Origin of the sequence: Streptomyces rectiverticillatus (assembly GCF_013394065.1) — a bacterium.
GTDB classification, from domain to species: Bacteria; Actinomycetota; Actinomycetes; order Streptomycetales; family Streptomycetaceae; genus Streptomyces; species Streptomyces rectiverticillatus.
The window spans coordinates 2,216,553-2,229,803 of sequence record NZ_CP040752.1; the positions used below are offsets into that span (position 1 = coordinate 2,216,553).

General features: G+C 71.7%; 14 protein-coding genes. 10 read left to right on the forward strand and 4 right to left on the reverse strand.

The features are described from left to right. The first annotated feature begins 41 nt into the window (after window positions 1–41). The 6 genes from FGW37_RS09425 to FGW37_RS09450 all read left to right on the forward strand — a co-directional run bounded on the left by FGW37_RS09425 (window position 42) and on the right by FGW37_RS09450 (window position 6,425). On the forward strand, window positions 42–1,673 hold the full coding sequence (locus FGW37_RS09425; protein ID WP_179080660.1) for an MFS transporter: 1,632 nt from the start codon (window positions 42–44) through the stop codon (window positions 1,671–1,673). Beyond that, a complete protein-coding gene (locus FGW37_RS09430; protein ID WP_179080661.1) occupies window positions 1,670–2,278 on the forward strand; it encodes a TetR/AcrR family transcriptional regulator in 609 nt (202 codons plus the stop codon). The genes FGW37_RS09425 and FGW37_RS09430 overlap by 4 nt, the downstream gene beginning before the upstream one ends. Window positions 2,279–2,665: 387 nt before the next feature. Continuing rightward, window positions 2,666–3,601 (forward strand): endonuclease/exonuclease/phosphatase family protein, encoded by a 936-nt coding sequence (locus tag FGW37_RS09435; protein ID WP_425506641.1) that lies wholly within the window; start codon window positions 2,666–2,668, stop codon window positions 3,599–3,601. Between the two features lie 162 nt (window positions 3,602–3,763). Beyond that, window positions 3,764–4,993 carry an MFS transporter gene (locus FGW37_RS09440; protein ID WP_179080663.1) on the forward strand — a complete coding sequence of 410 codons (1,230 nt, stop codon included), beginning with the start codon at window positions 3,764–3,766 and terminating at the stop codon, window positions 4,991–4,993. A 177-nt stretch (window positions 4,994–5,170) separates the two neighbouring features. Further along, window positions 5,171–5,812, forward strand: a complete 642-nt coding sequence (locus FGW37_RS09445) for a ClpP family protease (protein ID WP_179080664.1) — start codon at window positions 5,171–5,173, stop codon at window positions 5,810–5,812. Between the two features lie 4 nt (window positions 5,813–5,816). Then, on the forward strand, window positions 5,817–6,425 hold the full coding sequence (locus FGW37_RS09450) for a ClpP family protease (protein ID WP_179080665.1): 609 nt from the start codon (window positions 5,817–5,819) through the stop codon (window positions 6,423–6,425). A gap of 77 nt (window positions 6,426–6,502) precedes the next feature. On the opposite strand, the gene FGW37_RS09455 is transcribed toward FGW37_RS09450, so the two are convergent. From FGW37_RS09455 to FGW37_RS09465, 3 genes are all read right to left on the reverse strand, one after another. Beyond that, window positions 6,503–6,886 carry a helix-turn-helix domain-containing protein gene (locus FGW37_RS09455; RefSeq protein ID WP_246430752.1) on the reverse strand — a complete coding sequence of 128 codons (384 nt, stop codon included), beginning with the start codon at window positions 6,884–6,886 and terminating at the stop codon, window positions 6,503–6,505. 999 nt (window positions 6,887–7,885) lie between these two features. Next, window positions 7,886–8,137, reverse strand: coding sequence for a DUF397 domain-containing protein (locus FGW37_RS09460; protein WP_179080666.1), 252 nt, complete (start codon window positions 8,135–8,137; stop codon window positions 7,886–7,888). After that, on the reverse strand, window positions 8,077–8,889 hold the full coding sequence (locus FGW37_RS09465) for a helix-turn-helix domain-containing protein (protein ID WP_343067076.1): 813 nt from the start codon (window positions 8,887–8,889) through the stop codon (window positions 8,077–8,079). Before FGW37_RS09465 ends, FGW37_RS09460 begins: the two co-directional genes overlap by 61 nt. Window positions 8,890–9,088: 199 nt before the next feature. Here FGW37_RS09465 and FGW37_RS09470 point away from each other — a divergent pair, with 199 nt between their 5' ends. Further along, complete coding sequence (locus FGW37_RS09470; RefSeq protein ID WP_179080667.1) at window positions 9,089–9,739, forward strand: hypothetical protein; 651 nt, start codon at window positions 9,089–9,091, stop codon at window positions 9,737–9,739. An 81-nt stretch (window positions 9,740–9,820) separates the two neighbouring features. Beyond that, the gene (locus FGW37_RS09475) at window positions 9,821–11,158 is read left to right on the forward strand and encodes an MFS transporter (protein ID WP_179080668.1); all 1,338 of its coding nucleotides are present in this window, start codon (window positions 9,821–9,823) and stop codon (window positions 11,156–11,158) included. Window positions 11,159–11,209: 51 nt separating this feature from the next. Here FGW37_RS09475 and FGW37_RS09480 read toward each other — a convergent pair whose 3' ends face one another. Continuing rightward, entirely contained in the window at window positions 11,210–11,461 is a 252-nt protein-coding gene (locus FGW37_RS09480; protein ID WP_179080669.1) for a hypothetical protein, read from the reverse strand. A gap of 68 nt (window positions 11,462–11,529) precedes the next feature. On the opposite strand from FGW37_RS09480, the gene map reads away from it, so the two are divergent. Beyond that, window positions 11,530–12,387 (forward strand): type I methionyl aminopeptidase, encoded by an 858-nt coding sequence (map, locus tag FGW37_RS09485; RefSeq protein WP_179080670.1) that lies wholly within the window; start codon window positions 11,530–11,532, stop codon window positions 12,385–12,387. Between the two features lie 153 nt (window positions 12,388–12,540). Next, window positions 12,541–13,203 (forward strand): biliverdin-producing heme oxygenase, encoded by a 663-nt coding sequence (locus FGW37_RS09490; protein ID WP_179080671.1) that lies wholly within the window; start codon window positions 12,541–12,543, stop codon window positions 13,201–13,203. Window positions 13,204–13,251 lie beyond the last annotated feature (48 nt).

A 13,251-nucleotide genomic window follows, 5' to 3' on the forward strand; every position in this document is an offset into this window, starting at 1 on the left:
ACGAGACGGGTTCGTATCGGAAAGGATCTAGGCTGGCGGGCATGACACCCGCTCCCTCCGGCGCCCCGGGCGCCGCACCGCCCCGGAAGGTCCCGGAGGCGGTGCACCGCAGGCGCTGGGCGATCCTGGCCGTCCTGCTGTTCAGCCTGCTCATCGTCGTACTGGACAACTCGATCCTGAACGTGGCGATGAAGACGATCGCCACCCCCGCGCCCGTCGGTCTCGGCGCCACCCAGAGCCAGCTGGAGTGGGCCGTCAACTCCTACACGCTGGTCTTCGCCGGGATACTGTTCACCGCCGGCCTGCTGGGCGACCGGCTCGGCCGCAAGAAGGTCCTGCTCGCGGGCATGGTCGTCTTCGGCGCCGGCTCCGTGCTCTCCGCCTTCTCCGGCTCGCCCACCGAGCTCATCGCCTTCCGCGCGGTCATGGGCTTCGGCGGCGCGTTCGTGATGCCCGCGACCCTCGCGATCATCATGAACGTCTTCGAGCGCGAGGAGCAGCCCAAGGCCATCGGCATCTGGGCGGGCGCCGTGGGCCTCGCCGTGGCCATAGGGCCGATCACCGGCGGCATCCTCCTGGAGCACTTCTGGTGGGGCTCGGTCTTCCTGGTCAACGTCCCCATCGTGATCACCGCCCTGATCGCGATGTCCGTGCTCGTCCCCGACTCCAAGGACCCGCGGCCCGGCCGCCTCGACCCGGTCGGTGTGGTGCTCTCGGTCGTGGGCCTGGTCCTGCTGGTCTACGGCATCATCAAGGGCGGCCAGCTGGCGGACTTCACCGACCCCGAGGTCTTCGGCACGGCCGGCACCGGCCTGCTCGTCCTGATCCTCTTCGTCCTGCACGAGCGGCGCTCGGACCACCCCTCGCTCGACGTGCGCTGGTTCCGCGACCCGGCCTTCTCCGCCGCCGTCTCCTCCATCGCGCTGGTCTTCTTCGCGCTGATGGGCGTCACGTTCATGACCGTCTTCTACACCCAGAGCGTGCGCGGCTTCTCCCCGCTGCAGAGCGGGCTGCTGATGCTGCCGCTCGCGGCCGCCCACATGTTCTTCGCCGTGCGCGTCCGCCGCGTCGTCGAGAAGCTCGGCGTGCGCATCGTGTGCACCGGCGGCATGGTGATGGTCTCCGCGACGATGGCCGGTTTCCTGCTGCTGGACCGGGACACCCCGGTCTGGGTGCTGGAGGTGCTGCTGTTCTTCCAGGGCGCCTCGATGGCGCACATCATGCCGCCCGCCACCGTCTCGATCATGCAGTCGCTGCCGCGCGAGAGGGCCGGCTCGGGCTCCGCCGTGAACAACACCTTCCGGCAGGTCGGCGCCTCGCTGGGCATCGCCGTGCTCGGCTCCGTCCTGTCCACCACCTACCGCGACGACATCTCCGGCCGGATCGCCGGCCTCCCCGGCCTGACGGACGAGGCGCGGCACGCGGCGGGAGAGTCTGTCGAGGCCACCCTGGCCGTCGCCAGGACGCTCGGCCCGGAGGGCAGGGCACTCGTCGGCCCCGCGCACGACGCCTTCATCCACGCCATGCACGTCACGCTCATCGGCGCCAGCGCCACGGCCCTGGTCGGCGCGGCCGTCGTCGCGCTCTTCCTCCCCAAGCGCGGGGCCGCCCGTAAGGCGCCCGGCGCCGCGCACCCGGACGGCCGGAAGGAACAGGCGGAGGCAGGCGCATGACCCACCCCCAGGCGGCCGCCGCGCCCGAGCGCCGCGGCCGCCCCCGCAACGCCGCCCTCGACACGGCCGTCGTCGAGACCGTCCTGCGCCTGCTCGAAGACGGCGTGACGCTCGGCGAGCTGTCGATGGAGCGCATCGCGCGCGAGGCCGGCGTCGGCAAGGCCACGGTCTACCGCCGCTGGCCCGGCAAGGAGGCGCTGATGCTCGACGTCATGCGCTCCCTGGAGCACGCCGCTCCCGAGCTCGCCGGGGAGTCCGTACGGGACGACCTGGTGACGCTGCTGGAGACGCTGCGCCGGCGCGGGCTGGCCAAGCGCTCCTCCGCCGTCCTGCGCACGGTCCTCACCCAGATCAAGGCCCACCCCGGGCTCTGGCAGGAGTACCACGAGAAGGTCGTCACGGCCCGCCGCGAGGCGGTCCACGCCGTCCTGCGGCGCGGCATGGCCGCCGGTGAGATCCGCTCCGACCTGGACGTCGAGCTGATGGGCGACCTCATCGTCAGCCCCATGCTCTCGCGGGCCATGTTCCACGAGCGGGCGGAGCTGCCGGAGGACCTCCCCGGGAAGATCGTCGACGCGGTCCTGGACGGCGTACGCCCCCGCTGAGGGCCGGGCGCCCCCGCTGACGGCCGGGCGCGCCTCCGTACGGGACCCGGCAGCCGCCCGTACGCCCCGGACGGCCCCGCGGACGGCCCCGGACGGCCCCGGACGGCAGCGAATATGCCCGTTGTGTCACAGCACGCCCCGACAGGCCCCCGGCCCGGAACCCCGGTCCGCCGGGACGTCGTCCTTCCCACCGACACCCCCTTCAGGGGTGCCACGTCGGAAGCGGAAGCGGCGCATGCCGCACTCACCGGGTGATCACCTATCGTCTGGTGGGCGGGGCCGCAGCGGATGAAGAGTTGAGGACGACGGATGGCGCAGGCGTACATGCAGGAGACGGGCCGAGACGGAGCCGGTCCGGAGGGGACCGGATCCGGGGCCCGGCGCCTCATGGACCGGTGGCGGGACCGCGACGTGTGGCGGCGCGGCCTCGTCCTCGCCACCCTCGCGGTCCTGCTCGGCCTGCTGATGCTCCTGCACACCCAGCTGCCCAACCGGGTCGGCAACCTCGGCAGCCTGACCGAGACCTTCCTGCCCTGGCTCGGCCTGGGCATCCCCGTCCTGCTCGTCCTGGCGATCGTGCGCCGCTCCGCGACCGCGCTGATCGCACTGCTGCTCCCCGTGGTCACCTGGGTGAACCTCTTCGGCGGCCTGCTCAGCGACAAGACCGGCAAGGGCGGCAACTTCACGGTGGCCACCCACAACGTCAACGCCGAGAACCCCGACCCCGCCGCCACGGCCCGGGCCGTCGCCGCCTCCGGGGCCGACGTGGTGGCCCTGGAGGAGCTCACCAACGCCTCGCGCTACGAGAAGGCGCTGGCCGGCACGTACAAGCACCACTCCGTGCAGGGCACGGTCGGCATATGGAGCAAGTACCCCCTGGAGCTGGTCCAGCCCGTCGACATCCGGCTCGGCTGGGTGCGCGCCCTGCGCGCCACCGTCCGCACCCCCCAGGGCCCCGTCGCCGTCTACGTCGCCCACATGCCGTCGGTGCGCGTGAAGTTCAACGCGGGCTTCACCGCCGGGCAGCGCGACCGCAGCGCCGAGGCGCTCGGCCAGGCCCTCGCGCAGGAGCCCGAGAAGCGCGTCATCCTCCTCGGCGACCTCAACGGCACCATGAACGACCGCTCCCTGGCCCCCATCACCTCCCAGCTGCGCTCCGCCCAGGGCGCCGCGGGTGACGGCTTCGGCTTCAGCTGGCCGGCGAGCCTCCCCATGGCCCGGATCGACCAGATCATGGTGCGCGGCATGGACCCGGTCTCGGCGTGGACGCTGCCGGCGACGAAGAGCGACCACCTGCCGGTGGCGGCACGGGTCAAGATCTGACCTGCGGCGCCCGTACGACTCGTACGACTCGCGCGACTCGCGCGACTCGTGCGACTCGTGCGACTCGTACGACTGGGGAGCGGCTACCGTCGGGGCCACCTCGGGGCCATCCCGTAGGCTGGACGGCTTGCCCCGCACGCCCGTCCGAAAGGCCCCCTCCTCATGCCCCTGGCTCTGCTGGCGCTTGCCGTCTCCGCCTTCGGCATAGGGACGACCGAGTTCGTGATGATGGGCCTCCTGCCCAACGTCGCCGACGACCTGGGGACCTCCGTCCCCACCGCCGGCTACCTGGTCTCCGCCTACGCCCTCGGCGTCGTCGCCGGTGCCCCGCTGCTCACCGCCCTCGGCTCGCGCATCCCCCGCAAGCGGATGCTCATCCTGCTCATGGCGGTCTTCACGGCCGGGAACCTGGCCTCCGCGATCGCCCCCTCCTTCGGAACGCTCATCGCAGGCCGGGTCCTGGCCGGGCTGCCGCACGGCGCGTTCTTCGGCGTGGGCTCCGTGGTCGCCGCCCGCCTCGCGGGCGAGGGACGGCAGGCCCGGGCCGTCGCCATGATGTTCCTCGGCCTGACGGTCGCCAACATCATCGGCGTCCCCGCGGCCACGCTCCTGGGACAGCACCTGGGGTGGCGCGCGACGTTCCTCGTCGTGGCCGCGATCGGCGTCGCGGCGATGGCCGCGCTCGCCCGGCTGATCCCTCAGCTGCCGCCCGAGCAGGGCGCGGGCCTGGGCAAGGAGCTGCGGGCCCTGGGCGGCCGCCAGGTACTGCTGGGCCTGCTGACCACGGTCTTCGGCTTCGCGGGCGTCTTCGCCGTCTACAGCTACCTCTCCGCGATGGCCGTGGAGGTCACCGGCTTCTCCGAAACCTCGGTCACGTTCGTGCTGGCGCTCTTCGGCATCGGCATGACCCTGGGCGTCCTGGCGGCCGGCCCCCTCACCGACCGCGCCCTGCGCCCCACGCTCTACGGAGCCCTGGCCGGCCTCGCGGCGGTCCTCGTCGTCTTCGACTTCACGGTGCACGTGAAGTGGGCGGCACTGGTGACCGTCGTCCTGCTGGGCGCCGCCGGCTCCATGACCAGCACCCCCCTCCAGATGCTGATCATGAACAAGGCCAAGGCCGCCCCGACGCTCGCCGCCGCCTCCAACCACTCGGCGTTCAACCTCGCGAACGCGGGCGGCGCATGGCTCGGCGGCGTCGCCATCGCGGCGGGCTGGGGCTGGACGTCCCCCACGCTGGTGGGCGCGGCCCTGGCGGCGGCGGGCCTGCTGTGCGCGGTGGTGTCCGGCGCGCTGGACCGCGACGGGGCGGAACCGTCGCGGGTGGTCGCGTCCGGCGACGCAGGCGACGCCTGCGACGCGGACCGGGCGCCGGCCCCGGACCGGGTGGCGTAGCCGGACCGGGCTGCGTAGCCGGACCGGGCTGCGTAGCGGTACGGGCCAGGTTCGTGGGCCCGCTGCTCTGCCCTCACTCTGCCCTCGGCGAATCTGCCGGGGGCAGAGAAGGCTGATGTGAGGGCGCGGGCGGCCGGAGAGTGGTGGAACACGCCACCACCGGCCAAGGAGGGCTCCATGTCCCCGTCACCACTCGTTCTCGAACCGCGCGCCGCCGACGGCGAAGCGTCCCCGACCCGCTTCGACGACCACCTCGCCTCGCTGCTCCTCATGCAGCGCATCGTCTTCCTCGGCACCGAAGTCAACGAGGCCTCCGCCAACCGCGTCTGCGCCCAGCTGCTCCTCCTCTCCGCCGAGGACCCCCGCACCGACATCACCCTCTACATCAACAGCCCCGGCGGCTCCGTCACGGCCGGGCTGGCGATCTACGACACGATGCGGCTGATCCCCAACGACGTCTCCACCCTCGCCATGGGATTCGCCGCCAGCATGGGGCAGTTCCTCCTCACCGTCGGGGCGCCGGGCAAGCGCTACGCCCTCCCGAACGCGCGGATCATGATGCACCAGCCGTCGGCCGGAATCGGCGGCACCGCCGCCGACATCGCCATCCAGGCCGAGAACCTCGAGTTCACCAAGAAGGCCGTCGAGCGCATCACCGCCGAGCACACCGGCCAGTCCGAGGAGACCGTCTCCCGCGACGGCGACCGCGACCGGTGGTTCACGGCGCAGCAGGCGAAGGACTACGGCATGATCGACCGCGTCGTGGAGTCCCTGGAGGACGTCCGCCCGGCCGGCACGAAGCGACGGATCGGACTCTGACGACATGAGCCAGTACACCATTCCGACCGTGGTCGAGCGCACCCCGAACGGGGAGCGGGCCTACGACGTCTTCAGCCGGCTGCTCTCCGAACGCATCATCTTCCTCGGCACGGAGATCGACGACGGCGTCGCCAACGTCGTCATCGCCCAGCTGCTGCACCTCGAATCGTCCGGCCCGGACACGGAGATCGCCCTCTACATCAACTCCCCCGGCGGATCCTTCACTTCCCTCATGGCCATCTACGACACGATGACCTTCGTCCGCGCCCCGATCTCCACGTTCTGCGTCGGACAGGCCGCCTCGACCGCGGCGGTCCTCCTCGCCGGCGGCGACCCGGGACGGCGCTTCGTCCTCGAACACGCGCGGATACTGCTGGGGCAGCCGGCGAGCCGCGGCCAACAGGGGACCGTCTCGGACCTCACCCTCCAGGCCAAGGAGATGCTGCGCATCCGCAGCGAGGTCGAAGAGGTCCTGTCCCGGCACACCGGCCACGACGTCGCGGCCCTCCGCGCCGACATGGACCGCGACAAGGTCTTCACCGCGCAGGAGGCCGTGGCGTACGGCCTCGCCGACGCGGTCCTCAGCCGCAGGGCGCTCGCGACCGCCGCCTGAGGGCCGTGCCGGGGGCAGGCGGCCGCGCTACGGGGGTGGGCGGCCGCCTGCCGGTCCCCCGAGGGCCGAGGCTGCGGTCAGGCCGCGAGGCGCACTTCGTTGTGCCGGGGGGCCGACTGCGGCGCCGCCGCCTGCCTGACGACCGGCCGGACGTGGACGTGCGTACGGCTCGCCAGACGGATGAGCTCCGCCTGCACCAGGGCGAGGAGCTCGGCCAGGCTGAGTCCGAGCGCCTGAGCGGCGGCCGCGAGCACTTCGGAAGAGGCCTCCTTGCGCCCGCGCTCCACCTCGGAGAGATACGGCATCGAAATCCGCCCGGCCTCGGCCACGTCCTTCAGCGTCCGCTTCTGAGCAAGCCGCTCACGACGCAGAACGTCCCCCACGACGTCCCGCCAGAGGGGCTCCCGGGCGGGGCGGAGGGGGATGGGGGTGGGGGTGGGGGTGGGGACGGGGTTGGGGATCGGGTCGGGGATGGGGATGACGCGGGCGGGCGCAGACCCGGAGGCGGAGGCTGCTGACTTCAAGGCTCGGCTGGTCACGCGTTCAGCGTAGAAGCGCGGAGCCGGTCGGGGGCCTGTTAAACGTTCTGCCGCCCGCGAAACTGCGGCAGGGTGGGTGGAGCGGGGCGGGGCGGGGGTGGGATGGGGCGGGGGTGGGATGGGGCGCTGCGCCAAGGGCACGTAAGGCGTGGGGGTTTGACGGCGACTTGCCGGTGGGGGGTGGGCCGACGTCAAGACAGGCTGGCAGCAGGGGGAGGGGTGGGGGGCGGGGGTTCGGTGGGCGAACTGTGCGGCCGGTGGGGGGTGGGCCGCCGTACTCGCGCCGTCACGGATGCACGCGCGTAAGGAGACCGATCCCTCCGGTTGTGGCTGAGGGGGAGCTGGCAGCTGCCGCGATGTGGTTCCTGCCGTCGTGGGCGCTTCGCTCAGCTCGCCACCATCGTGGCCGAGCGGGCGGCTGACCCCTGAGTGGGGGTACTTGTGAAAGAGGCGGCCTGCCGGGACAGCTGAGGCACTCAGCCGCCACCCCGGGCCACTTATCCGCCGCAGCAGCGGACCAACCGCCCCTGCGTGAACACTCCTGAGACAGCAGGTCCCTGCCGGGACCACTGAGGCGGCCAACTGCCATCCCAGGCCACTTATCCACCCGCTGCTCCAGGCCGGGCCGGTGGATATCCGTCCACAAACAGCCGCCACCCCCACCAACCCGCAGCCGGACGAGCAACCACCACGTACGCAAGCTGAGCGAAGCGCCCCCACCGGACCCAGCCACATCGCGGCAGCAGCCCGCTCCCCCTCAGCCAAGGCCTATGCGCAAGGTCTCCTTACGCGCCTGCATCCGTGACGGCAGGAGTACGGCGGCCAACACCCCACCGGCCGCACAGCCAACCAACCGAACCCGAGCCCCCCACCCCTCCCCCCGCTGCCAGCCTGCCCTGACCCGCACCCGACCCACGGATCTCAGCCCGCGGACGCGGCCCCGGCCGCGAAGCCCACGAAGTGGGCCCAAGCGGTCGCCGGGACGGCTATCCCGTGCCCCTCCGGGTGCTTTGAGTCCCTTATGGCCACGGTACGGGGGCGGGCGGCAACTTCAACGCAGTTGCCACCCGCACCACCGCTGTAACTGGACTTGATCCATGCGAGCTCACAACTCACAACTCCTCCGCCAACTCCTTGATGAATCTTTCGGTTTCCTCGGGGCTGAGGGCACATTGAGCGATCATGGCATGGCGCTTGACGACAGCACTGACCTTCTCGGCGTTCGAGTGGAACGTGCTGCTCGTCTGCCCCTCTTCGTAGGTGAAGTGCTCGTGCTGGGGTGTCTCCACCAGGACGAACGGGCCATCAAGGCCCGGGTGAACCCGGTCGAAGAACAGAACCTGGATGACGACGTTCCGCTGGGTGGCAGCCTCAAGCAGGTGCAGGAGCTGACGTTTGTGCGCCTCGGGGCAGCCGAGCGTGTTGCGTAGAGCGGGTTCACCAATGGCAAAGGTGAAGGCCGTCGTCGTCTTCTTCAGGAGTTCCTGGCGAGCCAGCCGCGTCTGGACCAGCTCCTCGACCGCCGAATCCGCCATGGGCGGCCAGTGCCCGTTGAACAGCGCGCGCATTGTCTCTTCCGTCTGGAGCAAGCCCGGAATGAGCAGCGGTTCGTAGGAATGGAGGGCAATCGCCTCCGCTTCGTACATCACGTATTCCCGGGCGTAGGGGACCACGCGATCCGGCTGCAGATAGTCCCCCGCCGCGATCAGCTTCCCCCGTGCCCCGCACATCTGGTCAGCCACTTCCAGCAGCCGCGGCGTCGGCTTCCGACGCCCCTGTTCCATCGACTTGACCGTCTCCTCCCCGTAGCCCGCCTCGCGCCCCAGTTCCTCGCGCGTGACGCCCGCCCCCATGCGCCACAGCTTGACCTGGTTCCCGCAGAGCCGCCACGTCATCGGCGGCTGGGAGAGCACACTGTCGTTCACGGTTCCCCGCCCCTTCCCGTACCTCGTCCGTATCAACGGAGGCTAGGGCGGACAAGCCCCGTACAAGTCACCTTCGAACCCACATCGCACGTGTGAGTGAACGACGCCGGATCCGGACGAAGCGCCGCCCCCGCCCATATGGGTGAGAACCCCCGTAACTTCCCCGCCCACTCCGCAACTTACGGAACCATGCGGACGTATGGACGCCGTACGGGTCGCGCTGTTGCGGGAAGTGCTCGCCGGGACCGAGTGGTTGCAGGACACGCGCCGGTTCGCCGGGGCGCTGCGCGCGTCGGTGGCGCGGCGGCACGGGGGGTTGCTGCTGGTGGGGACCGAGGCGTACGAGCCGTGGCACTTGGCGGCGCATCTGGATGACGAGGCCGCCTGGTCGGGGTTGCCGGAGCTGTCGCCGACGCTCGTGCGGCACCGGGTTCCGGCGGGCGTGCCCGCCCATCTGTCGGTCGGGCTCGGGCGGCTGGAGGCGGCGCGCCGGGGCGAGACGCTGCTGGTGGTGACGGCGGACGAGCCGGGCGAGGGGTTGCTGGAGCGGGTGCACGACGCCCGCCGCGGCGGGGCGACCGTGCTGTCCCTGGACGGTGCCCCGGAGGACGCGGTCTCCGAGATGTCGGCGCTCGCGCACGACCGGCTGGCCGTGCCCGCGCCGCCGGCCCCGCCCGCGTCCTGTGTCTCGACGACGACGGAGCTCGATCTGGACACGGTGCAGCATCTGGTCAGCGCGGCGGCCGGGGAGAACGGGTTGCCCGCGCCGCGCGGCGGGCGGCAGCGGTTCCGTGACCGGCTGGCGCGGCTGGCGGACCAGCTGACGGCGCCGCCTCCGCCGCGCTGGTAGGCCCGGGCGGGGCTGAATACGGAAGTCCGCATTCGAAAAAGCGTTTGCTCCTGATCTTCCGCTTATGGACCATGGTCTCCCGTGACTGCGCAAGACCCCCCTCCCTCCTCCCCTGTCCCCGCCTCCGCCTCCTCCGGACGGCTCCGCGCCCTGCTGCCCGATCTGGCGCCGTGGCGCGCCTCCCGTGACTTCCGCCGCATGTGGGTGGCGGGTCTGGTCACGGTCTTCGGTACGTTCCTGACCTTCATCGCGGTGCCCCTGCAGCTCAAGGAGCTGACCGGCTCCGCGCTCGCGGTCGGTGCGGTCGGGGCGGTGGAGCTGGTTCCGCTGGTGGTCTTCGGGCTGTACGGCGGGGCGCTCGCCGACGCGCTCGACCGGCGGAAGCTGATCCTGTGGACGGAGGCCGGGCTCGGCGTCCTCTCGGCGATGCTGCTGCTCAACACCCTCCTGCCGCACCCGATGATCTGGCCGCTGTACGTGGTGGCGGGTCTGGTCAGCGCGCTGAGCGGGCTCCAGCGGCCGGCGCTGCAGGCGATCGTGCCGCGCATCGTCGCGCACGAACAGCTGCCGGCGGCGGTCGCGCTGAACTCGATCCGCTGGCAGATCGGCGCCATCGCGGGCCCGTCGCTGGCCGGTGTGATCACCGCCTACGCGGGCCTGCAGTGGGCGTACGCGCTGGACGTCGTCTCGTACGCGGTCTCCGCGCTGCTGCTGCTCGGGCTGGCCCCCTCCCCCGCCGCGCACGAGGCGGACAAGCCGTCGCTGCGCGGGATCCTGGAGGGCGCGCGCTACGCGTGGAGCCGCAAGGAGCTGCTCGGCACGTACGCGATCGACATGGCGGCGATGCTGTTCGCCTTCCCGACCGCGATCTTCCCGTTCCTGGCCGACGACCTGGACGCCCCGTGGGCGCTGGGCCTGATGTACGCGGCGGGCGCGGTGGGATCCATGGCGGTGAGCCTGACCAGCGGCTGGGTGTCGCGGGTGCACCGGCACGGCCGGATGGTGGTCTACGCGGCCCTGGGCTGGGGCGCGGCGATGGCCGTCGCGGGCTGGCTGGGGAACGTGTGGCTGGTGCTGCTGTTCCTGGCCGTGGCGGGCGGCTGCGACATGGTCAGCGGCCTGTTCCGTTCGGCGATCTGGGACCAGACGATCCCGGACGCGCTGCGGGGCCGTCTGGCCGGCATCGAGATGCTCTCGTACTCGGTGGGTCCGCAGCTGGGCCAGGTGCGCGCGGGCGGCATGGCGTCCTTGACGGGCGTCCGCACGTCCGTGTGGGCGGGCGGTCTGGCGTGCGTGGCGTCCGTGGGCCTGCTGGCGCTGTCGCTGCCGAAGCTCATGGCCTACGACCAGCGGACGGACGAGCACGCGGTGCGGATGCGCAAGCAGAAGGCGGCGGGGGCGGTGGCGGAGGCGGCGTAGCGCCGCGGTGCGGTCCCGGGGGCCTGCGGCGGCGCCCCGGGACCGGTTCGCTCACTCCCCCTTGGCGCCGCCACCGCCGCTACCCGCGGCGTCGTCGACATCGTCGTTCCAGCGCGGGTCCTGCCGCCACTCCTCGTTGCGCTCGCGGGCCGTCTCCATCGCGTGCGACGCCTCCTCGCGCGTGCCGTACGGCCCCAGGCGGTCCGCGGCACGGCACTCCGGGCCCTCCTCGACCGTTCCGTGCTTCAGGCAGTAGTACCACTCGCCGGGCTTGCCGTCCGGGCGCTTCTTGAACAGGGGCATCGGGACCTCCCTCACATCCGTCGTCTCGCCCACATGGTCCCCGATGAGCCCTGGCTACACTCGCTGACATGTCTGGCCAGTCGCTTCTCACCCCGGGGACCCTGTCCCCCACCCGCCCCGTCCCCGCCTCCATCCCGCGCCCCGAGTACGTCGGGAAGGACGCCCCGACCCCGTACTCCGGCCCCGAGATCCAGGACGAGGGGACGATCGAGCGGATGCGCGTCGCGGGCCGCATCGCCGCGCAGGCGATGGAGGAGGCGGCCAAGCTGATCGCCCCGGGCGTGACCACGGACGAGCTGGACCGCGTCGCGCACGAGTACATGTGCGACCACGGCGCCTACCCCTCGACGCTCGGCTACCGCGGCTTCCCGAAGTCGCTGTGCGCCTCCGTCAACGAGGTCATCTGCCACGGCATCCCCGACTCGACCGTCCTGCGCGACGGCGACATCGTGAACCTCGACGTGACGGCGTTCATCGGCGGCGTGCACGGCGACAACAACGCCACCTACCTGTGCGGCGACGTGGACGAGGAGTCGCGCCTGCTCGTCGAGCGGACGCGCGAGGCGCTCAACCGCGCGGTCAAGGCGGTCAAGCCCGGGCGCCGGATCAACATCATCGGCCGGGTGATCGAGTCGTACGCCAAGCGCTTCGGCTACGGCGTCGTCCGTGACTTCACGGGCCACGGCATCAATTCCTCGTTCCACTCCGGCCTGATCGTCCCCCACTACGACAGCCCGCACCACGACACCCTGATCCAGCCCGGCATGACGTTCACGATCGAGCCGATGCTGACGCTCGGGACGTACGAGTACGACATGTGGGAGGACGGCTGGACGGTCGTCACCAAGGACCGGAAGCGGACGGCGCAGTTCGAGCACACGCTGGTGGTGACGGACACGGGTGCGGAGATCCTCACTCTTCCGTAACCCTGCGGGGCGGCCGTAACCCTGCGGGGCGGCCGTCCGGGCGCTAACGTTTTACCGACGGGACGTCGGGAAGTCATTGACTTAGGTAAGCCTAAGTAGCGAGAATGGCTTTCCGACGCCACGCCCGTCCCCTCGGTCACCCGGAGGTCCTCCTTGGACGCGCCCGCCACCACGCCGTTCTCCACGCTCATCCGCACGGCCTCGCACGAGCAGCACACGGAAGCGGAGAACTCGTCGTTCATGAGCGACATGCTCGGCGGCCGCCTCGGCGTCGACGCCTACCGCCGTTACACCGAGCAGCTCTGGTTCGTCTACCGCGCCCTGGAAGCGGCCTCCCCGGGCCTCGCGGACGACCCCGTCGCCGGCCCCTTCATCCGTCCCGAGCTGGCCCGCACCGCCGAGCTGGAGCGCGACCTGGCCCACCTGGGCGGCCCGGACTGGCGCAGCGGCCTGCAGCCCCTGCCCGCGACCGCGCAGTACGCGGCCCGCATCGAGGAGTGCGCCCGCGACTGGCCCGCGGGCTACGTCGCCCACCACTACACGCGCTACCTGGGCGACCTCTCCGGCGGCCAGATCATCCGCGGCACCGCCGAGAAGACCTGGGGCTTCGCCCGCAAGGGAGACGGCGTCCGCTTCTACGTCTTCGAGGCCATAACCAACCCGGCCGGCTTCAAGCGCGAGTACCGCGAGCTGCTGGACGCCCTGCCCGTGGACGACCTGGAGAAGCAGCGCGTCATCGACGAGTGCAAGCGCGCGTTCGCGCTGAACACGGCGGTGTTCCAGGCGCTGGGCCGGGAGTTCCCGCTGAGCGCGTGAGCGCGGGAGCGCGTCGGTCGCAGGAGCCGCGTCAGTCGCAGGAGCCGG